19 protein-coding genes are annotated in these 19,469 nt (G+C 68.2%); 8 read left to right on the top strand and 11 right to left on the bottom strand.

Annotated features, from left to right (window positions below; translation table 11 throughout):
- Positions 1-81: 81 nt before the first annotated feature.
- From FGX59_RS09835 to FGX59_RS09820, 4 genes are all read right to left on the bottom strand, one after another.
- Entirely contained in the window at positions 82-1,386 is a 1,305-nt protein-coding gene (locus FGX59_RS09835) for a pitrilysin family protein (RefSeq protein ID WP_138466360.1), read from the bottom strand.
- The gene (locus tag FGX59_RS09830; protein ID WP_138466359.1) at positions 1,383-2,750 is read right to left on the bottom strand and encodes a pitrilysin family protein; all 1,368 of its coding nucleotides are present in this window, start codon (positions 2,748-2,750) and stop codon (positions 1,383-1,385) included. Before FGX59_RS09830 ends, FGX59_RS09835 begins: the two co-directional genes overlap by 4 nt.
- Positions 2,751-2,831: 81 nt before the next feature.
- Positions 2,832-3,380 carry a DUF3035 domain-containing protein gene (locus tag FGX59_RS09825; protein WP_138466358.1) on the bottom strand — a complete coding sequence of 183 codons (549 nt, stop codon included), beginning with the start codon at positions 3,378-3,380 and terminating at the stop codon, positions 2,832-2,834.
- 279 nt (positions 3,381-3,659) lie between these two features.
- Positions 3,660-4,346 carry a response regulator transcription factor gene (locus FGX59_RS09820; RefSeq protein WP_138466357.1) on the bottom strand — a complete coding sequence of 229 codons (687 nt, stop codon included), beginning with the start codon at positions 4,344-4,346 and terminating at the stop codon, positions 3,660-3,662.
- Positions 4,347-4,501: 155 nt separating this feature from the next.
- Here FGX59_RS09820 and ribA point away from each other — a divergent pair, with 155 nt between their 5' ends.
- The gene (ribA, locus tag FGX59_RS09815) at positions 4,502-5,581 is read left to right on the top strand and encodes a GTP cyclohydrolase II (protein WP_138466356.1); all 1,080 of its coding nucleotides are present in this window, start codon (positions 4,502-4,504) and stop codon (positions 5,579-5,581) included.
- Positions 5,578-6,075, top strand: a complete 498-nt coding sequence (locus tag FGX59_RS09810; protein WP_138466355.1) for a L,D-transpeptidase — start codon at positions 5,578-5,580, stop codon at positions 6,073-6,075. Before ribA ends, FGX59_RS09810 begins: the two co-directional genes overlap by 4 nt.
- 3 nt (positions 6,076-6,078) lie before the next feature.
- Here the strand turns inward: FGX59_RS09810 and FGX59_RS09805 are convergent, their stop codons facing one another.
- Positions 6,079-6,744, bottom strand: coding sequence for a YggS family pyridoxal phosphate-dependent enzyme (locus FGX59_RS09805; protein ID WP_138466354.1), 666 nt, complete (start codon positions 6,742-6,744; stop codon positions 6,079-6,081).
- A 103-nt stretch (positions 6,745-6,847) separates the two neighbouring features.
- Entirely contained in the window at positions 6,848-7,915 is a 1,068-nt protein-coding gene (locus tag FGX59_RS09800) for a porin (RefSeq protein WP_138466353.1), read from the bottom strand.
- 305 nt (positions 7,916-8,220) lie between these two features.
- On the opposite strand from FGX59_RS09800, the gene FGX59_RS09795 reads away from it, so the two are divergent.
- The 6 genes from FGX59_RS09795 (at position 8,221) to FGX59_RS09770 (ending at position 13,994) form a co-directional block, all read left to right on the top strand.
- A complete protein-coding gene (locus FGX59_RS09795) occupies positions 8,221-8,685 on the top strand; it encodes a DUF3576 domain-containing protein (protein ID WP_138466352.1) in 465 nt (154 codons plus the stop codon).
- Positions 8,686-8,802: 117 nt separating this feature from the next.
- A complete protein-coding gene (gene leuS, locus FGX59_RS09790) occupies positions 8,803-11,391 on the top strand; it encodes a leucine--tRNA ligase (RefSeq protein ID WP_138466351.1) in 2,589 nt (862 codons plus the stop codon).
- A gap of 3 nt (positions 11,392-11,394) precedes the next feature.
- On the top strand, positions 11,395-11,922 hold the full coding sequence (lptE, locus tag FGX59_RS09785) for an LPS assembly lipoprotein LptE (RefSeq protein WP_138466350.1): 528 nt from the start codon (positions 11,395-11,397) through the stop codon (positions 11,920-11,922).
- A complete protein-coding gene (gene holA, locus FGX59_RS09780) occupies positions 11,919-12,938 on the top strand; it encodes a DNA polymerase III subunit delta (RefSeq protein WP_138466349.1) in 1,020 nt (339 codons plus the stop codon). The genes lptE and holA overlap by 4 nt, the downstream gene beginning before the upstream one ends.
- Positions 12,938-13,531 carry a glutathione S-transferase family protein gene (locus FGX59_RS09775; protein WP_138466348.1) on the top strand — a complete coding sequence of 198 codons (594 nt, stop codon included), beginning with the start codon at positions 12,938-12,940 and terminating at the stop codon, positions 13,529-13,531. Before holA ends, FGX59_RS09775 begins: the two co-directional genes overlap by 1 nt.
- Positions 13,532-13,601: 70 nt before the next feature.
- A complete protein-coding gene (locus tag FGX59_RS09770) occupies positions 13,602-13,994 on the top strand; it encodes an SH3 domain-containing protein (protein WP_138466347.1) in 393 nt (130 codons plus the stop codon).
- 1 nt (position 13,995) lies between these two features.
- Here FGX59_RS09770 and FGX59_RS09765 read toward each other — a convergent pair whose 3' ends face one another.
- The 5 genes from FGX59_RS09765 to FGX59_RS09745 form a co-directional block, all read right to left on the bottom strand.
- Positions 13,996-15,735 (bottom strand): SulP family inorganic anion transporter, encoded by a 1,740-nt coding sequence (locus FGX59_RS09765; protein WP_138466346.1) that lies wholly within the window; start codon positions 15,733-15,735, stop codon positions 13,996-13,998.
- Positions 15,736-15,832: 97 nt separating this feature from the next.
- A complete protein-coding gene (locus FGX59_RS09760; protein ID WP_138466345.1) occupies positions 15,833-17,506 on the bottom strand; it encodes a bifunctional protein tyrosine phosphatase family protein/NAD(P)/FAD-dependent oxidoreductase in 1,674 nt (557 codons plus the stop codon).
- Between the two features lie 79 nt (positions 17,507-17,585).
- Positions 17,586-18,470, bottom strand: a complete 885-nt coding sequence (locus tag FGX59_RS09755) for an MBL fold metallo-hydrolase (RefSeq protein WP_138466344.1) — start codon at positions 18,468-18,470, stop codon at positions 17,586-17,588.
- A gap of 32 nt (positions 18,471-18,502) precedes the next feature.
- The gene (locus FGX59_RS09750; RefSeq protein WP_138466343.1) at positions 18,503-18,700 is read right to left on the bottom strand and encodes a DUF2892 domain-containing protein; all 198 of its coding nucleotides are present in this window, start codon (positions 18,698-18,700) and stop codon (positions 18,503-18,505) included.
- A gap of 109 nt (positions 18,701-18,809) precedes the next feature.
- On the bottom strand, positions 18,810-19,463 hold the full coding sequence (locus FGX59_RS09745; RefSeq protein WP_138466342.1) for a Crp/Fnr family transcriptional regulator: 654 nt from the start codon (positions 19,461-19,463) through the stop codon (positions 18,810-18,812).
- Between the last annotated feature and the right edge of the window lie 6 nt (positions 19,464-19,469).

The following is a 19,469-nucleotide window of genomic DNA, read 5'->3' as shown; positions in this document are numbered from 1 at the left end:
GGTGTCCATACGTCAAAGCCGGTTTTGACGACCGGCCGTGCCGCCGCGGAAGGGCTTGCGTCACCCCGCCGCGGCCGCGGCTCAGTTCAGCGCGCCTTCCGGTTGTCCCACCACCACGAAGCTCAGCTTCGCGGGATCGAGCAGCTCGCCGGCCACGCGGCGGACATCCTCCAGCGTCACCGCCTCCACCTTGGCGTTGCGGGTGGCGATGTAGTCGGGGTCCATGCCGTCCATCTGCATCCCCATCAGGATGCTGGCGATCCGGCCATTGCCGTCGAAGCGCAGCGGATAGGCGCCGGTCAGGTAGGTCTTGGCGCGGTCAAGCTCGTCCTGGGTGACGCCCTCGTCCTTCATCTTCTGCCATTCCTGCCGGATCAGCCCGATGCTCTCGGCGACGCTGGCATTGGCGGTCGCCATGCCGCCCGCCAGCAGGTCGGAGCGGTCCTTGGCCGACAGGTAGGCCGCGACGCCGTAGGTCAGGCCGCGCTTCTCGCGGATCTCGTCCATCAGGCGGGACTCGAAGCTGCCCGCGCCGAGCACCTGGTTCATCACGTAGGCGGCGAAGAAATCCGGGTCGTCGCGGGAGATGCCCGGCTGGGCGAAGCGGATCACCGCCTGCGGCGTCGGATAGTCGATCACCTGCACCCCGCCGGCAAAGGACAGGTCCGCGGGGCCGGGCAGCGGCGCGCCGGTCTCGGGCAGCCCGCCCAGCACCTTGTCGATCAGCGCCGTCAGCTGGTCCGGCGTGATGTCGCCCACCGCCGAGACATAGACCCGGTCGCGGGCCATCGCGCCCTTCCAGGCGGCGACGATGTCGTCGCGGGTCAGGGCCGAGACCGTCTCCTCGGTGCCGTCGCCCGGGCGCGCATAGGGATGGTTACCATAGATCGCCTCTGCCAGCGCCTGGCCCGCGATCGCCTGCGGATCCTCGCTGTCCGAGCGGATCGAGGCCAGCACCTGGCCGCGCACCCGCTCGACCGCCTCCGCGTCGAAGGCCGGGTCGGCCAGCACCGTGCGCAGCAGGTCGCCGGCCGGCTCCATCGTCTCGGTCAGGAACCGCGCCGAGACGCTGACCCCGTCATCCCAGCTTCTGAAGCTGGCGGACATTGCCAGGTCGTCCCGCGCCTTCGCGAAATCCTGGGCATCCATGTCGCCCGCGCCCTCTTCGAGCAGCGCGGTCATCAGGTTGGTCGCGCCCTGCTTCTCCGGCGCGTCGAGCGAGGTGCCGCCGCGGAAGCCGATCTCCAGCGCGACGAAGGGGATGGAATGCTCTTCGACCAGCCAGGCATGGATGCCGCCGGGGCTTTCCAGCGTCTGGACATCGACCTCGGCGAAGGCGGGAACTGCCAGCAGGATGGCGGCGGAGGTCAGGGCGGCGCGGATCATTGGGACACCTCGGCGGCAGCTTCTTCGGGGGCGGCGGGGCGCAGGTAGCCGGTGACGGACTTGCGCGCGTCGAAGACCTTGGCGGCGGCGGCCTTGATGTCCTCTGCGGTGACGTCCTGGACGATCTGCGGCCAGGCGGCGACATCCTCGACGGTCAGCCCCGAGGTCAGCGCCTGGCCGTACTGGCGCGCCACCGCATCGGCCGAGTCGCGCTTGTAGATTTCCGAGGCGCGGTACTGCCGCTTCAGCGTGGCAAGCTTCCCTGCATCCACCGGCGCGTCCAGAAAGGCCTGCAGCACCTCGTCGAGCGCGACCTCGGCCTCTTCCAGCGTCACGCCGGGAACGGGCACCACGCTGAGGGTGAAGGTCGAGTCGTCGAGCGAGGTCGCGTCATAGGAGGCCGAGCTGTAGATCGCCACCTTGCGGTCGAATTGCAGCGCCCGCCCCAGCACCGAGCTGTTCGGCTCGCCGCCCAGCAGGTCCGACAGCAGCACCAGCGCGGCCGCCTCTTCCTGGGCGCCGCTGTCGCGCTCGGGCGCGAGGTAGCTGCGCACAAGATAGGGCTGGGCCACCCGCGGATCGCGGAAGTCGAGATGGCGCGCGGCCAGCTGCGGCGGCTCCTGCACGCGCTGCCGCTCGGCGATATCGGGATTGGCCGGGATTGGGCCGTAGTTCTTCTCGGCGAGCCTCCGGACCTCGTCCGGCGCGACATCGCCCGCGACCACCAGGATCGCGTTATTCGGCGCGTAGTGGTCGTGATAGAAGGAGACGGCATCCTGCAGCGTCAGCGCGCTCATTTCGGCGGGCCAGCCGATGATCGGGTTGCCATAGGGGTGGTGCAGGAACTGCGCGGCGCGGCGCTGTTCGCCGAAGAGCGCGCCGGGATCGCTGTCGGTGCGCTGGTTGCGCTCCTCGATGATGACGCCCAGCTCGGGCTTGACCACGTCCTCGGTCAGCTTCAGCCCGGTCATCCGGCTGGCTTCCATCTGCATCATCAGATCCAGCCGGCTGGCGGCGACATGCTGGAAATAGGCGGTCTGGTCGAAGGAGGTGAAGGCGTTGTCATTGCCGCCATTGGCGGAGACCACGCGCGAGAACTCGCCCGGCTCCAGAAGGTCCGTGCCCTTGAACATCAGATGCTCGAGATAGTGCGCGATGCCGTTCTTGCCGGCCGGCTCGTCCGCCGAACCGACCTTGTACCAGACCATCTGGGTGACGGCCGGGGCGCGGTGATCCTCGATCACCACGACGTCGAGCCCGTTCTCGAGAGTGAAGGTCGTCACCTCCTGCGCGGCGGCCGGAAGGGCGGCGGCAAGGGCGATGCTCAGGGGCCAGACGGCCCTCAAAGGGGACAGCATGTTCATGCGCCCAACCTACGGTGGCATCCGGCGGGATCAAGCAGCGCCTGCCTGTCCCGCGAAATTGTGACGGAAGGCGAGCGTGCCCTATTCGGGCTTCAGCACCGCGGGCGGGGCGGCCGGCACGATCACGCCGCGGGCGCGCATCCGCTCCAGCTCTGCCTGCTGGTCGAGCTGCATCGTCTCGTAGGCGTCGTAGTAGCCGTCGATATTCAGGATCCGCTCGACCGGGCGCAGGTTGTTGCGCTTGCGCCAGTCGATGTCCTCCTGCTCCAGCGTGTCGCGGATCTGCGGATCGACGCCGCTGCGCCCGGCATAAGCCAGGACCGCGCTGTCCGAGGACGGGATGCCCGAACGGCCGAGCGCCGCGGGGGATCCGCCGAGGGCGGCGACCGCATCCGCGACCGGGGTCTGGTCCGCGCGGTTGGCGCTGCCCGGGGTCGGCACCGGAAGGGTGTTCGTGTCGGGCGTCTGCAGCGGCTTCGACGGCACCACCACGAATTCGTCGGGATGGGTGCTGTTGTTGCGGAAGCGCATCAGATCCGGCGCCTCGTCCGAAGAGGCACAGGCCCCGAGCGCCATCAGCGCGGCCAGGAGCGGCAGGGAAGCGGAACGGAAGGCGGATCGACGGGTCATGTTCCCGCTCATAGCGCATGTCGGGGGAGAGGTCTAACGCATTCAGCCCGCGTCGCGGCGCCGCGGGGGCGGAAATCCGACACGCCGCGCGTCGCATATCCGACACAGCCCGGACAGGCGCAACCTGCCGTTGCGGAACGAAAAAAAAGCCCGGGCAAATGCCCGGGCAGTCCAACAGGGAGGTGCACCATAACCCCGGTGCGAGGGATTTCAGCGGGGGAGAACCATTTAACTCTGTCACGGTTCCCGCCCGTCGTCCACTTTTCCCGCCGCGGCCGCTCAGGCCACGAGCCGGTATCCGCCGCTTTCGGTCACCAGCAGCCGGGCATTGGAGGGATCCGGCTCGATCTTCTGGCGGAGGCGGTAGATATGCGTCTCCAGCGTATGTGTCGTGACGCCCGCATTGTAGCCCCACACTTCGTGGAGAAGCACGTCGCGTGCCACCACGCCGTCGGCCGCGCGGTAGAGGAATTTCAGGATGTTCGTTTCCTTCTCGGTCAGCCGGATCTTCTTGTCGGCATCGTCGACCAGCATCTTCATCGCCGGCTTGAACGTGTACGGCCCGAGCTGGAACACGGCGTCCTCGGACTGCTCGTGCTGGCGCAGCTGCGCGCGGATCCGCGCCAGCAGGACCGGCAGCTTGAACGGCTTGGTCACATAGTCATTGGCGCCGGCATCAAGGCCGAGGATCGTGTCGCTGTCGGTATCGTGACCGGTCAGCATCAGGATCGGGCACTTGATCCCCTGCTTGCGCATCACCCGGCACAGCTCGCGCCCGTCGGTATCGGGCAGGCCGACATCGAGGATCACGAGGTCGTAGAGACCCTCGCGGACCTTGGACAGCGCCTCCTGGCCGGTCGCGGCCTCGAACACGTCGAATTCCTCGGTCATCACCAGCTGCTCGGACAGCGCCTCGCGCAGGTCGTCCTCGTCATCCACCAGCAGAATTTTCTTCAATGCGGCCATCTTTGCCTCCGTCTTTCTGCATGGCAGATGCTAGTGCTCACGGTCGATGCAAGTTTTGCTGCAATCTTCTCACGGAGGCGTGTCTCCAGCCTGCGCTATGTTTCAATTCCCCGTGCGAACCGCTATGTGCGTGAAACATATTCCGGAGCCCGCCCATGTCCCTGATCCTGACCCTCGACGAAGAGATCGCACGTGCCCGGGCGGATCTGCGCATGGGGGCGGGCATCGTGCTGTCGCATGACGGGCGCAGCTGGCTGGCGCTGGCCGCCGAGACCCTGCCCGACGCGCGGCTCGCGTCGATGAAGGATCTGGGCCGGCCGGTCGTCGCGCTGACCGCGCGCCGCGCCGAGACGCTCAAGGCGATCCCCTATGACGGCGACCTGGCGCGGATCCTCCTGCCGCGGGAGGCCGGTCCGGACTGGATCAAGGCGGTGGCCGATCCCGCCGACGACCTGCGCGTGCCGATGAAGGGCCCGCTGCGGGCCGAGCGCGAGGGCCCCTCGCTGGCGCATCGCGCGGCAATCCATCTGTGCAAGGCGGCGCGGATCCTGCCCGCGGCCGTTCTGGTCGAGGTCGCGGATGCCGATGTCCCGGCGATGCTGACCCGGCTCGACGCCACCGCCGCGCTGGCCCGGATCGCCCGGGCGCCGGTCTTCGGCCCGGTGATCTCGGCGCGGGTGCCGCTGGCCGTCTCCGAGGCCGGGCGGGTCCATGTCTTCCGCCCCGAAGATGGCGGCGAGGAGCATTACGCGGTCGAGATCGGCCGCCCCGACCGCGCCGAGCCGGTTCTGGCGCGGCTGCATTCGGCGTGCTTCACCGGCGACCTGCTGGGCTCGCTGAAATGCGATTGCGGCCCGCAGCTGCGCGGCGCGCTGGCGCAGATGGGGACCGAGGGCCAGGGCGTGCTGCTCTATCTCAACCAGGAGGGCCGCGGCATCGGGCTGGCGAACAAGATGCGGGCCTATTCGCTGCAGGACCAGGGCTTCGACACGGTGGAGGCGAACCACCGGCTGGGTTTCGAGGATGACGAGCGCGACTTCCGCCTGGGCGCGCAGCTGCTGCGGACGCTGGGCTTCTCCAAGGCGCGGCTGATGACCAACAATCCGAACAAGATGAAGATGCTGGCGGCAAACGGCATCGAGGTCACGGAGCGCGTGCCGCTGAAAGTCGGGCGGAACCCGCTGAACTCGGCCTATCTCGACACCAAGGCGGCGAAATCGGGGCATCTGCTGTGAGCGCGGAAGATATCGTCGTCACCCGCTGGGGCGTGCGCGCCTTCGGCCGCCGCCTGCCCGCCGCGATCGGCAAGGGCGGGCTGACCGGGACCAAGCGCGAGGGCGACGGCGCGACGCCGCTCGGGGTGCATCATATCGCCGGGCTGCTCTACCGTCCCGACCGGATGGCGCAGCCCGCGCCCTGGGCCGAGCCGATCCTGCCCGGCGATCTGTGGTCCGACGATCCCGGCCAGCCGGATTACAACCACGCCGTCCGCGCGCCCTACCCGTTCAGCCACGAGGCGCTGCGCCGGGCCGATCCGCTCTATGACGCGGTGCTGGTGACCGACTGGAACTATCCGCTGGCGGAGCCGGGGCGCGGTTCGGCGATCTTCCTGCATCTGTGGCGGCGGCCGCGCTTTCCGACCGAAGGCTGCGTGGCCTTCTCGCGCGACGACTTCCTGTGGCTGATCGCGCGCGCCCGCCCGGGCACGCGGCTGATCGTAAAGGGCTGACCGTCAGCCCTCGGCCGGGGCCGGCACGCGCTCGCCGAAGATCGCAGAGCCGACGCGGACATGCGTCGCGCCCATCGCCACCGCCTTCTCGAAATCCGCGCTCATCCCCATCGACAGGCCGGTCAGCCCGTTGCGTTCCGCCATCTTGCGCAGGAGCGCGAAATGCAGGCTCGGCTCCTCGTCGACCGGGGGGATGCACATCAGCCCGGCCAGCGGCAGGTCGAGCTGCCGGCAGAGCCCGACGAAGGCGTCGACCGCCTCGGGCAGCACGCCGGCCTTCTGCGGCTCCTCGCCGGTATTGACCTGGATGAACAGCTCGGGGCAGCGGCCCTCGGATTGCGCCAGCTCGGCGAGCTTGCGCGCCAGCTTCTCGCGGTCGAGCGAATGGATCGCGTCGAACATGTCGAAGGCGGGCTTCACCTTGTTGGTCTGCAGCGGGCCCAGCAGATGCAGCTCGATCCCCTCGAAGCGCTCGCGGAAGGCGGGCCATTTGCCCTGCGCCTCCTGCACGCGGTTCTCGCCGAAGACGCGCTGCCCGGCCTGGAGCACGGCCTCGACCCGCTCCAGCGGCTGCACTTTCGACACCGCGATCAGCTTCGCCGCGCCCTCGGGCCGGCCGGCGCGCTTTTCGGCGGCGCGGATGCGTTCCAGGATCTCTGCCAGTGCCATGGGTCAAACCCTCCGTCTGCTGACGCGGTTTGACCATGCGTGCGCGCAAAAGAAAAGAGCGGACCCGAGGGTCCGCTCTCTGAAAAATCCAATCCGCGAGGGATCAGAATTCCATGGCAACGCCGAACGAGTAGGAGGAGTTCTCCAGCTTCACGCCGTCGTCGTTCTTGGCTTCGCCGTAGCCGTAGCCGGCTTGCAGCTCCAGGCCGCCGCCCAGGTCGTAGGCTGCGACGAGACCGGCGCCCCAGAGGTCGTCCAGGCCATCGACGTCGTAGGTACCGGCGTTGGCGCCGACGGTGATTGCGTCGAAGGTGTACGCCAGCGAGCCGCCGATGTACTCGATGTCGACGGTGTCGTCGCCAGCTGCGTCGTTGGACGCGGTCAGCTCGTACTGGGTGCCGGCGTCGTTCAGCTCGAGACCGAAGCCGTTCACTTCACCTGCGAAGTAGGCCAGGCCAGCGCTCAGGCCGCCGAAGGTGGCAGCTGCGGACAGACCAGCGACGTAGACGTCGTCGTTGACGCCCTGGTAGGCGGCACCGAAGTTGATCGAGCCGGAAGCCAGGTCCAGGGTGTACTTGGCGCCGATGCCGAGCATCGGATCGTCGTAGCCGCCGTCGTCGCCGGTTTCGCCAGCGTCGTCGTCGATCTCAGCCGACACGCCGATTGCGAAAGCGTCGAATGCGTAGTCGTAGCGAGCGATCTGACCGTCGTAGAAGCCGTCCAGCAGGTTCATGCCCTGGTAGCCGAGGTGCTCTTCGTTGTCGTTCAGGGTGCCGGACAGGCCGAAGTTGGTGTCCTGCATCGCCCAGTCGAACGCACCGTCGGTGTCGCCCATGGTGAAGGTGCCGAAGTCGCCCGACACGAAGACGGCGAAGTCGGAGTCACGATCGTTCTGGATGCCGCCGTTCTCGGTGACGTCGGACAGGTCGATGGAGGCGCCGAAGGTCACGCCGCCGTCGGTCTCGCCCGACAGGTCGAAGGTGACGTCGAGGTCAGTCCAGAACTGCGGATCGTCGTCGGTGGTGCTGGGAACGGTTGCAACAGTGCTGCCGTCGATTTTGGTTTCGCCGCCATAGAGGCCCATGGACGCGGTGCCGGACAGGGTCACTTCTGCTGCAGCAGCACCGCCAACCAGGACCAGCGCGCTCGAAGCAAGGAGGATCTTTTTCATGTCATCCCTCGTAGGTTACAGGTGGTCCTCAAGCGGGAGGACCCGATTGAGTTGCCCCTATCTCACGCCGAAGAGGGCTGATTACAACAATCGCTGAGCGGCGGTTGAAAACTCGGACAAGGATTGGTGCACCGATGCCACAGTTCGTTCACATGGTCCCGTCCGCCCGTCCGCGGCGCGCATTGCATGCCCTTGGGACAGCTTCCGCCCGCGCCGGGACAGCAAGCTTGTCGGCCGGCGCGTCATCCGGTAGACACGGCGCGACGGGCGGGGACACGGGTCCCCCTTCCTATTGTGGAGGTCCCATGAGCTGGGCAGCAAAGAGTTTCGCCGCCGCGCTTAGCGCGATCGTACTGGCAGGGTGCTCCGGCAACCAAACCGGGCCGCACAATACAGATGTCCGCACGGGCGAACCGCTTACCGACAAGCAGAACCTCTTCGGCCTCTTCAGCAACTACGACGATCCCAACGTCACGCTGGAGGTGAACCGCTATATCTGGGACGCCTCGCTGGAAGTGCTCTCCTTCATGCCGGTGAAGGCCGCGGATCCGTTCTCGGGCCTGATCGTCTTCGACTACGGCCGTCCCCCGGGCGGCAGCACCGCCTACCGCGCGACCGTGCACGTGAAGGACCCCGCGCTCGACGCGCGGTCGCTGAACCTCGCGCTGGCCACCAGCGCCGGCCCCGCGGCGCCGGACACCGTCCGCTCGATCGAGGACGCGATCCTCACCCGCGCGCGGCAGATGCGGATCGAAGACAAAAAGTTCTGATCCCCGGGCGCTCGGCGCCCCGCCGGCAGGCGGGGCCGGCAGGGTCTGGACCGCGCCGCCGTCCCGCTCTATCACGCGCGCCAAGTTCAGAGACAGACATCCAGCCAGAGGTCGCCCATGTCCCGCTACGATCACACCGAGGTCGAACCTAGATGGCAGGCCGCCTGGGCCGAGGCAGGGGTGTTCACCGCCCGCCACGACCCGGAGCGCCAGAAATACTACGTGCTCGAGATGTTCCCCTATCCTTCGGGGCGCATCCACATGGGCCATGTCCGCAACTACACGATGGGCGACGTGATCGCGCGCTACAAGTCGTCGGCGGGCTTCTCGGTGCTGCACCCGATGGGCTGGGACGCCTTCGGCATGCCCGCCGAAAACGCCGCCATGGCGACCGGCGGCCACCCGAAGACCTGGACCTACAACAACATCGCGGTGATGCGCGACCAGATGAAGCCGCTCGGCCTGTCGATCGACTGGTCCCGCGAATTCGCCACCTGCGACCCGGAATACTACGGCCAGCAGCAGGCGATGTTCCTCGACTTCCTGGAAAAGGGCCTGGTCTACCGCAAGAACGCGGTGGTGAACTGGGACCCGGTCGACATGACCGTGCTCGCCAACGAGCAGGTGATCGACGGCTGCGGCTGGCGCTCGGGCGCCCCGGTCGAGCGCCGCGAGCTGACCCAGTGGTTCTTCCGCATCTCCGACTATTCCGACGAGCTGCTCTCCGCGCTCGACGGGCTGGAGAAATGGCCGGAGAAGGTCCGCACCATGCAGGCCAACTGGATCGGCAAGAGCCGCGGCCTGCAATTCGCCTTCACCCTGACCGCGCCGGTGGCGGACTTCACCGGGATCGAGGTCTACACGACCCGTCCCGACACGCTTCTGGGCGCCAGCTTCGTCGGCATCTCGCCCGACCACCCGCTGGCGCGCCAGCTCGAGACCGAGCGCGAGGATATCGCCGATTTCTGCAATGAATGCAGACAGATGGGCACGTCCGAGGCGGATCTGGAAAAGGCCGAGAAACGCGGCTTCGACACCGGGCTGACCGTCCGCCACCCACTGGACGACAGCTGGGAACTGCCGGTCTGGATCGCCAATTTCATCCTGATGGACTACGGCACCGGCGCGGTCTTCGCCTGCCCGGCGCATGACCAGCGCGACCTCGATTTCGCCCGGAAATACGACCTGCCGGTGAAGAACGCCTTCTTCGCCCTCGGCGACGAAACGCCGGTCGGCAACGAGGCGCTGGTGCCGATGAAATCCGAGAAGGTCCGCTTCACCGGCCATTTCGCCGGCATCGGCGAGGCCACCGGCGAAGAGGCGGTCGAGGCGACGATTCGCTTCGCCGAGTCGCAGGGCTGGGGCAAGGGCGTCGAGAACTACCGCCTGCGCGACTGGGGCCTGTCGCGGCAGCGCTACTGGGGCTGCCCGATCCCGGTCGTCCATTGCGACAGCTGCGGCGTGGTGCCGGAGAAGAAGGCGAACCTGCCGGTCCTGCTGCCCGACGACGTGTCCTTCGACGTGCCCGGCAACCCGCTCGACCGCCACCCGACCTGGCGCGACTGCGCCTGCCCGTCCTGCGGCAAGCCGGCCCGGCGCGAGACCGACACGATGGACACGTTCGTCGACTCGTCCTGGTACTACGCCCGCTTCACCGCGCCGCGCGCCACCACCCCGACCGATCCGGCCGAGGCCGCCTACTGGATGAATGTCGACCAGTATATCGGCGGCATCGAGCACGCGATCCTGCACCTGCTCTATTCGCGGTTCTTCGCCCGGGCGATGAACATCTGCGGCCACCTGCCCGATAGCGCGCGCGAGCCCTTCGACGCGCTCTTCACCCAGGGCATGGTCACCCATGCGATCTACCTGACGCGCAACGCCGAGGGCCGGCCCGTCTACCACTACCCGGAAGACGTCGAGCAGAAGGACGGCCGCACCGTCGTGAAGGAGACCGGCGCCGAGGTGGAGGTCATCCCCTCCGCCAAGATGTCGAAGTCCAAGAACAACGTCGTCGACCCGCTGAACATCATCCGCGATTTCGGCGCCGATACCGCGCGCTGGTTCATCCTCTCCGACTCGCCTCCCGAACGCGATGTCGAATGGACCGCCTCCGGCGCCGAGGCCGCCTTCAAGCACCTGCAGCGGGTCTGGCGCCTGGCGGACGACGTCCGCCAGCGGGCCGAGGAGGCGGGGGCCGCAGGCCCCTCCGACGAGGCCCGCCCCGAGGAGGACAAGGCGCTGGAGAAAGCCACCCACCGCGCCATCGCCGACGTGACCGCGGGGATCGAGGGCTTCGCCTTCAACACCTCGGTGGCCAAGCTCTACGCCTTCACCAACACGGTGGCGAAATCGAAGGCCTCCGCCGCGGCCAAGGGCTTCGCGATGCGTGCCATGGCACAGCTGATGTCGCCGATGACGCCGCACCTGGCCGAAGAGGTCTGGTCGATGCTCGGCGGCCAGGGCCTCGCCGCCACCGCCGACTGGCCCCGGGCAGATCCGGCGATGCTGGTCGAGGATACCGTGACCCTGCCGATCCAGATCAACGGCAAGAAGCGCTCCGAGCTGCAGGTGCCCGCGGACATGGACAAGGCCGGGATCGAATCCCTCGCCCTGGCCGATGCCGCCGTGCAGAAGGCGCTCGGCGGCGGCAGCCCGAAGAAGCTGATCGTCGTGCCGGGCCGGATCGTCAACGTCGTGGTCTGAGGCATGGCGCGGTCCCCCGCATCCCCGGCCCTTCGCCTGACCCGCCGCGCGCTGCTCGGCGGGCTGGCCGCCCTGGCGGCCGGCTGCGGCTTCACCCCGGTCTATGCGCCCGGCGGCTCGGGCGCGGCGCTCGACCGCGCGGTGATCTTCGACACGCCCGACACCTCGAACGGCTTCGTCCTGCGCCAGCGGCTGCAGGACCGGCTGGGCCCGGCCGAGCGGCCGCGCTACCAGCTCAGCGTGACGCTCGAGACCTCGACCGAGCGCGTCGCCGTCACCCGCAACCAGGACACGCGGCGCTACAACATCGTCGGCAAGGCGCAATTCGTGCTGAAGACGCTCGACGGCGATGTCGTGGCCAGCGGCAGCTATGACAGCTTCAACAGCTATTCGGCCACCGGCACCACCGTCGCCACGCTCGCCGCCGAGCGCGACGCCTACCGCCGGCTGATGGTGATCCTCGCCGACGGCATCCTCGACCGGCTGTTCCTTACCGTCCCGGCCGGAGACACCGGCGGAGATCGGGCGTGAAGCTCTCCACGCGCGAGGCCGCGGGCTATCTCGCGCGGCCCGACCCGTCCCATGCCGGCATCCTGATCTACGGCGCCGATCCGATGCGGGTCTCGCTGAAGCGGCGCGAGATCGTCGCCGCGCTGCTCGGCAAGGAAAACGACCTGGGCCTGACCCGGATCGCCGCAGGCGATCTCCGGCGCGAGCCGTCCCTGGCCAATGACGCGCTGAAGGAACGCTCGATGTTCGCCTCGGGCCAGCGCGTCGTCCTGGTCGAGGACGCGACCGACGGGCTGCAGGCGCCGATCGCCGCCGCGCTGGCCGATCATGCGCAGGGCGACGCCTATCTGGTCGTCATCGCCGGCGCGCTGAATGCCCGCTCGAAGCTGCGCAAGGCCTTCGAATCGCATCCCAACGCCCTGGCGCTTGGCGTCTACGACGATCCGCCGTCCCGCGCCGAGATCGAGGCACAGCTTGCCCGCGAAGGTCTGCGCGACCTCTCCCGCGAGGCGATGGAGGCGCTCTCCGGCCTGTCCCGCGCACTCGATCCCGGAGATTTCGGCCAGGTCATCGCCAAGCTCGGCCTCTACAAGCAGGGCGACGCGACGCCGGTCACGCCGCAGGAAATCGCCGACATGGCGCCGCTGACCCAGGAGGCCGATCTCGACGACCTGCTGCATGTCGTCGCCGAGGCCCGCGTCCAGGACATCGGCCCGCTCCTGCGGCGGCTGGAGACCCAGGGCATCCAGCCCGTCGCCATCGCCATCGGCGCCACCCGCCATTTCCGCACGCTGCATGCCGCGGCCGCCGATCCCGGCGGCGTCCAGTCCGGCCTGTCGCGGGTCAAGCCGCCGGTCTTCGGCCCGCGCCGCGACCGCATGGCCCGCCAGGCCCAGGGCTGGGGCCTGCGGCGGCTGGAGCAGGCGCTGACCGTTCTGATTGATACCGATCTGTCCTTGCGTTCCGCCGCCACCGCCCCCCCAATGGCGGTGATGGAGCGGGCACTGATCCGACTCGCGATGATGGGGAGGCGCTGATGTACGAGGTGATCGGTTCGCCCAAGACCCGGACCTTCCGGGTTCTGTGGCTGCTCGAGGAACTGGGCGCGCCCTACCGCTTCATCGAGGAGACGCCGCGCAGCGAGGGGATCATCGCGCTCAACCCGCTGGGCAAGGTCCCGGCGCTGCGGGTCGACGGCGATATCCTCACCGATTCCGTGGCGATCATGACTTTCCTCGCGGACCGGCACAACGCCTTCACCGCGCCGGCCGGCTCGATCGCGCGGGCCCGGCAGGACGCGCTGACCTTCTACATCATCGACGAGATGGACGCCGTGCTGTGGTCCTCGGCCAAGCACAGCTTCGTGCTGCCCGAGGAGAAGCGCGTCGCCAATCTCAAGCCGACGCTCGGCTGGGAATACGAGCGCGCCGCCCGCCATCTCTGCCGCCGGCTGGAGAAGTCGCCCTTCCTCTGCGGCGACGACCTGAGCCTGCCCGACATCCTCGCCACCCATTGCGCCGAATGGGCGAAGGCCTCGAAGATCATGCCGCGCATCCCGGTCTTCGACGCCTATCTGGAGCGGATGGCCGCGCGCCCGGCCTACCAGGCGGCCCGTACCCCGCGCACCTGACCCCGCGTCATTGCCCGAATCCCGGCGCCATGGCAGGCTTTCCCGGCAACTTTCAGGAAAGCCATTTGCCATGACCCGCACATTCCGCCCCGGCGCAGCGCTGTTCTGCGCGCTCCTCCTGCCCCTCCCCGCCGCGGCGCTAGACGTGCCGATCTACGAATATCAAAGCGATGGCGAGGCCGCCAATTGCAGCGTCGGCACGGTGATGGGGCTGAAAGCCGGAGGCGACGGCTTCCTCGCCGTGCGCAGCGGTCCCGGCTCGGGCTATGCCAAGATCGGCGAGCTGCATAACGGCGACCAGGTGACGATCTTCGGCCGCGAGGACGGCTGGTACGCGATCCTCGTGCCCGACGGACAGTTGGACCAGGCCGATGCCTGCGATCGGGTCGGCCCCCGCCGGCAGATTACCGGACGGGGGCTCGGCTGGGCGCATGGCAACTGGATCGGGAACGTCATTCCCTGATCTATTCCGCCGCGGCAGCGCGATCAGGCTTCGGCAGAAGGTCCCGCATCGCCGCGAATTGCGACAGGTAGACCTTGCCAGTGAGCTCTTCGAGGAAGTGGCTCTTCTGCAGCCGGTCCATCACCGGGCCCTTCACCTCGCTCATGTGGAGCGTGATGCCCATCTCGTGGAGGCGGTGATTGATCGCCTCCAGGCTTTCCAGCGCCGACATGTCGATGTCGTTCACCGCCGGGCACATCAGCACGACATGGCGGATCGCCTTGTCCTTCACCACGCGGTCGTAGACATAGTCCTCGAGGAAGCGCGCATTGGCGAAGTAGAGGCTCTCGTCGACGCGGATCGTCACGATGGACGGCTCGGTCGCCACTTCGTGGCGGCGGATGTTGCGGAAATGCTCGGTCCCCGGCACGCATCCGACCTCGGCCACATGCGGCCGCGCGGTCTTGAAGAGATGCAGCGCGATCGACAGCCCCACCCCGGCGGAGACCCCGGCCTCGACCCCGAGGCCCAGCGTCACCAGGATCGTCGCCAGCACCGAGGCGAAATCGGCGCGGCTGTAGGACCAGGTCTTCTTCAGGATGGAGAAATCCACCAGGCTCAGCACCGCGACGATGATCGTCGCCGCCAGCGTCGCCTTGGGCAGGAAATAGAGCAGCGGCGTCAGGAACATCACGGCCAGGCCGATGCCGACCGCGGTGAAGGCCCCGGCCGCGGGCGTCTCGGCGCCGGCGTCGAAATTCACCACCGAGCGCGAGAAGCCCCCGGTCACCGGCAGACCGCCCGAGAGCGAGGAGCCGAAATTCGACATGCCGAGCGCGACCAGCTCCTGGTCCGGGTCGATCCGCTGGCGGCGACGGGCGGCGAAGGTCTGCGCCACCGAGACGGATTCGACGAAGCCGATGATCGAGAGCATCAGCGCCGGCACCGCCATCTGCGCCCATTGGCCGAGATCGAAGCCCGGCAGCGCCAGGCCGGGGAAGCCGCGGGGGATGTCGCCGACGATCGGCACGCCCGCCTCGTCGAGCCTGAGCGCCGCGACCGCCGCCGTGGTGGCGATCACCGCGGCGACCGGGCCGGCCTTGGCGGCGATCCCGGCCATCTTGGGACGCAGCCCGGCCTTCTGCAGCAGCGGCTTCAGCCCCGTGCGGCCCCAGAAGAGGAAGCCGAGCGCCAGGAGCCCGATGGCAAGCGTCCAGAGATTGGTCTGGGGCAGCGCGTGCCACAGCGCCTCGAGCTGATCGGGCAGCGTGTCGCCGCCGGCGCTGACGCCCAGGATGTGCTTCAACTGGCTGACGGCGATCAGGATGCCGCTGGCGGTGATGAAGCCCGCGATCACCGGATGGCTGAGGAAATTCGCCAGGAAGCCCAGCCGGAAGACGCCGAGCGCCAGCAGGATCGCGCCGGAGAGGAAGGCCATGGTGACCGCCGCGCCGATCATCGCCGCCGGTTCGGTGATGCCGAGCCGGCCGATCGCGGCGCCGGTCATCAGCGAGACCACGGCGACCGGTCCGACGGCCAGCGCGCGCGAGGTACCGAAGACGGCATAGAGGACCAGGGGCGCCACCGAGGCATAGAGGCCGATCTCGGGCGGCAGGCCGGCGAGCAGCGAATAGGCCAGCGATTGCGGGATCAGCATGATCGTGACGATCACCGCGGCGACGAGGTCGTTGGTCAGGGTCTCGCCCGTATAGCGGCGGCCCCAGTCGAGGATCGGGAAGAAGCGTTTGAGATCGGGGCGCACGGGTCGGTGTCCTTCATCGGAGAACGCGGAGGCCCCGGGTCGGGCCCGGGGCGGCGCGGGATCGGACGGAAGGCGGGCGCCGCCTTCCGCATGTCTGTCATTCGGCGCTGACCGGTTCCGGCTTCGCCATCCATTCCTTGCCGCGCAGCATCGCCTTCCAGTAGATCGGCGGCAGCGCGCGTTCCTTCAGCCACCAGGCGGCGCGGGTGGGCCTGGTGCCGTCGACCAGCCATTTCGGAAAGCTGGGCTTCAGCGTCCCGCCATAGCCGAATTCGGCCAGCACGATCTTGCCGCGCTCCACCGTCAGCGGGCAGGAGCCGTAGCCGTCATAGCCGCCGGTCGGCGCGCCGCCGCGGATATCGGCGACGACATTCGCCGCCACCACCGGCGCCTGCTTGCGCGCGGCCGCGGCGGTCTTGGCATTGGGCGCGTTCATCACGTCGCCCAGCGACCAGACATTGTCATAGGTCCTGTGGCGCAGCGTGATCTGGTCGACATCGACCCAGCCCGCGGCGTCCGCCAGGGGCGAGACCTTGATGAAATCCGGCGCCGATTGCGGCGGGCAGACATGCATCATGTCGAACGCCACCGTCACCTCGGCCGGCGCGGTGTCGGGCTTCGCCACCTTGAAGGTCGCGGTCCTGCCCGGTCCGTCGACGCGGATCAGCGTGTGGAAGAAGTTCAGCGTGGCGCCGTATTTCTCCACGTAGTCCATCAGCGCGGGGACATAGTCCTTCACGCCGAAGAGCACGCCGCCGGCATTCATGAACTGGACGTCGATATCCTTCAGCACGCCCGTGCGGAACCAGTGATCGGCGGAGAGGTACATCGCCTTCTGCGGCGCGCCGGCGCATTTGATCGGCATCGGCGGCTGGGTGAAGAGCGCGCGGCCCGACTTGAGCCCCTGCACCAGCTCCCAGGTATAGGGCGCCAGGTCGTAGCGGTAGTTCGAGGTGACGCCGTTCTTGCCCAGCGTCTCGACCAGGCCCTCGACCTTCTGCCAGTCGAGCTTCAGCCCCGGGCAGACGATCAGCCGCTTGTACTTCACCACCCGGCAGCCATCGAGGATCACGGCATTGTCGTCCGGTTCGAAGGCGGCGACGAAGGACTTGATCCAGGTGACGCCCTTGGGGATCAGGCTGCCCATGGTGCGCGCCGTGTCCGCCGGCTCGAAGACGCCGCCGCCGACCAGGGTCCAGCCGGGCTGGTAGTAGTGGATATCCGCCGGGTCGATGATCGCGATCTGCAGCCCGGGCATCCGCGATTTCAGCGAGGCGGCGACCGAGATGCCCGCAGCCCCCGCGCCGACAATCACCACCTCGTAGGAGGCGTCGCCCGTGTCGGTCGGCGTCCGGCCGCCATTGGCGATGCGCCGCACGACCCCCGCCATGTCGTAGCCTGCCGCCTTGGTGCGCTCGAGGATCTCGGGCAGGGGCCTGCTGCCGGCCTGGCTCAGCGACCACAGGATCGTGCTGCGCGTGCCGGTGCGGCAATAGCCGAGCGCGGGCTTCGGCAGCCGCGACAGGACGCGGCCGAATTCGGCGGCGTCGGCATCCTCCACCTTGCCGGAGACCACCGGCTGGTGGACGATCTCCAGCCCGGCCGCCTCGGCGGCGGCGGCGATCTCGGCGAAGGCCGGGGCATCGGCGCTTTCGCCGTCGGGGCGGTTGCAGATGACAGAGCGGAAGCCCAGCCGCGCGATCTCCTCCAGATCGGAGGGCTGGATCTGCGGCGACGCCGAGAAGTCCGGCGTGATGGTGCGGATGTCCATGGAATGCGTATCCTCGTGGAGCCAGTCGGGGGGCAGCTCGGGCGGGGGCCGTTGTGGTCCGGCCCTCCGCCTGGCCGGATCAGAGCTGGTTGATCGGCAGCTTCAGCATCGGGCGGCCGTCCTTGTCGGTCGGGATCTCGCCCGCGCGCATGTTGACCTGCAGCGAGGGCAGGATCAGCCGCGGCATGTCGAGCTGGGCGTCGCGCTCGGTGCGGAACTTGATGAAGTCCTCGCGGGTCCTGCCCTGGCCGACATGGATGTTGTGCGCCTTCTCGTCGCCGACCGAGGTCAGGAACGCGATGTCCCGGCCGTTCGGGCCGTAGTCATGGCACATGAAGATGCGCATCTCGTCCGGCAGGCTCAGCACCTTCTGGATCGAGTCGTAGAGCGTGCCGGCATCGCCGCCGGGGAAATCCGCCCGCGCCGAGCCGCCATCGGGCATGAAGAGCGTGTCGCCGACAAAGGCCGCGTCGCCGATCACATGGGTCATGCAGGCCGGCGTATGGCCCGGCGTGTGCATGGCAAAGCCCTGCATCGTGCCGATCATGAACGTGTCGCCGTCCTTGAAGAGGGCGTCGAACTGGCTGCCGTCGCGCTGGAACTCGGTGCCTTCGTTGAAGATCTTGCCGAACGTGTCCTGCACGACGGTGATCTTCTCGCCGATGCCGATCTTGCCGCCCAGCTCGCGCTGGATATAGGGCGCGGCCGACAGGTGGTCGGCATGGACATGGGTCTCGAGGAGCCATTCCAGCTTCAGGCCGTTCTCCTTGATATAGGCGATGACCTCGTCGGCATTGTCATAGGTGATCCGGCCGGCCGCATAGTCGATATCCATCACGGAATCGACCACGGCGCAGGCATTCGATGCCGGATCCTTGACGACATGGGTGAAAGTCCAGGTGGCCTTGTCGAAGAAGGTCCGCACCTCGGGCCTGACGGACATGTTGACGGGATAGGCGGTCATTGTTCTCTCCTCGCGGGTCGGGGCGATCGGGGTCAGATCCTGCATGTCGACACCCCCAGAAGCCGGTAGAGCGGGCAGAACCGCATCCCCGCCGTCGCCAGAAGCACGATGCCGGCGAGGACGGAGGCGATCTGCAGACCGCCGGTTAGCCCCAGCGCGCCGAACAGCACGAGAATTGCACCCAATGCCAGTCGAAGGATGCGGTCGACATTTCCGATATTCGCAGTCATCTCGGACTCCAGTTCCTGTTGGCCCCCTGATACCGCGAAGAATATTCCGCCGTCTGTGAGTTTGTCACCGAGACAGATCAGAAAAGGAGATTATTTCCCGCCCGTGCCGTCACTCTTGCGAGAGCGCCTCCAGCGCCGCCCGGTCGGTCAGCTGGACGCTGCCCCGTGCCTGCTCGATCCAGCCGCGGCGCTGGAATTCGCGCAGCTGGCGGCTGACCACTTCGCGGGCGGTGCCCAGTTCGGTGGCGAGCTTCTGGTGCGTGGTCTCCAGCAGGCCGCCGGGCCCGGCGAGCTTCAGCAGCCGCTGCGCCAGGCGGATGTCGACCCGCTGGAAGGCCAGCGCCTCGATCACGCCGAAAAGGTCGGTGATCCGCCGCGCATAGGACGTGAAGACGAATTGCCGGAACGCGTCGGATTTCGCGGCCAGGTCGTCGAAGACCTGGCGCGGGATCGCCACCGCGCGGCAGGGCGTCTCGGTGATGCCCTCGGCGGCATAGTCCTCATGGGCGATCAGGCAGGCGGTGGTCATCACGCAGCTTTCCCCGGCCTCGACCCGGTAGAGCACGATCTCCCGCCCCGATTCCGAGACCTGCTGCACCCGCACCGTGCCCGAAAGCAGCAGGAGGAGGTTGTCCGCCTGCATGCCGGGCGCGAAGATCGTGGTACCCTCGGGGATGTCCATCACGGTGCTGCGCCGCTCCAGCTCGTCGCGGATCTCCTGCGGCAGGGCGGCCAGCGCCCCGAAATTCCCGCTCCAGCCCATGGCGGC

Source organism: Poseidonocella sp. HB161398, from assembly GCF_005870025.1.
Taxonomy (GTDB): domain Bacteria; phylum Pseudomonadota; class Alphaproteobacteria; order Rhodobacterales; family Rhodobacteraceae; genus Mangrovicoccus.
Note: the sequence above shows the minus strand (reverse complement) of the source record. Positions and strands in the feature narration are given on the sequence as shown.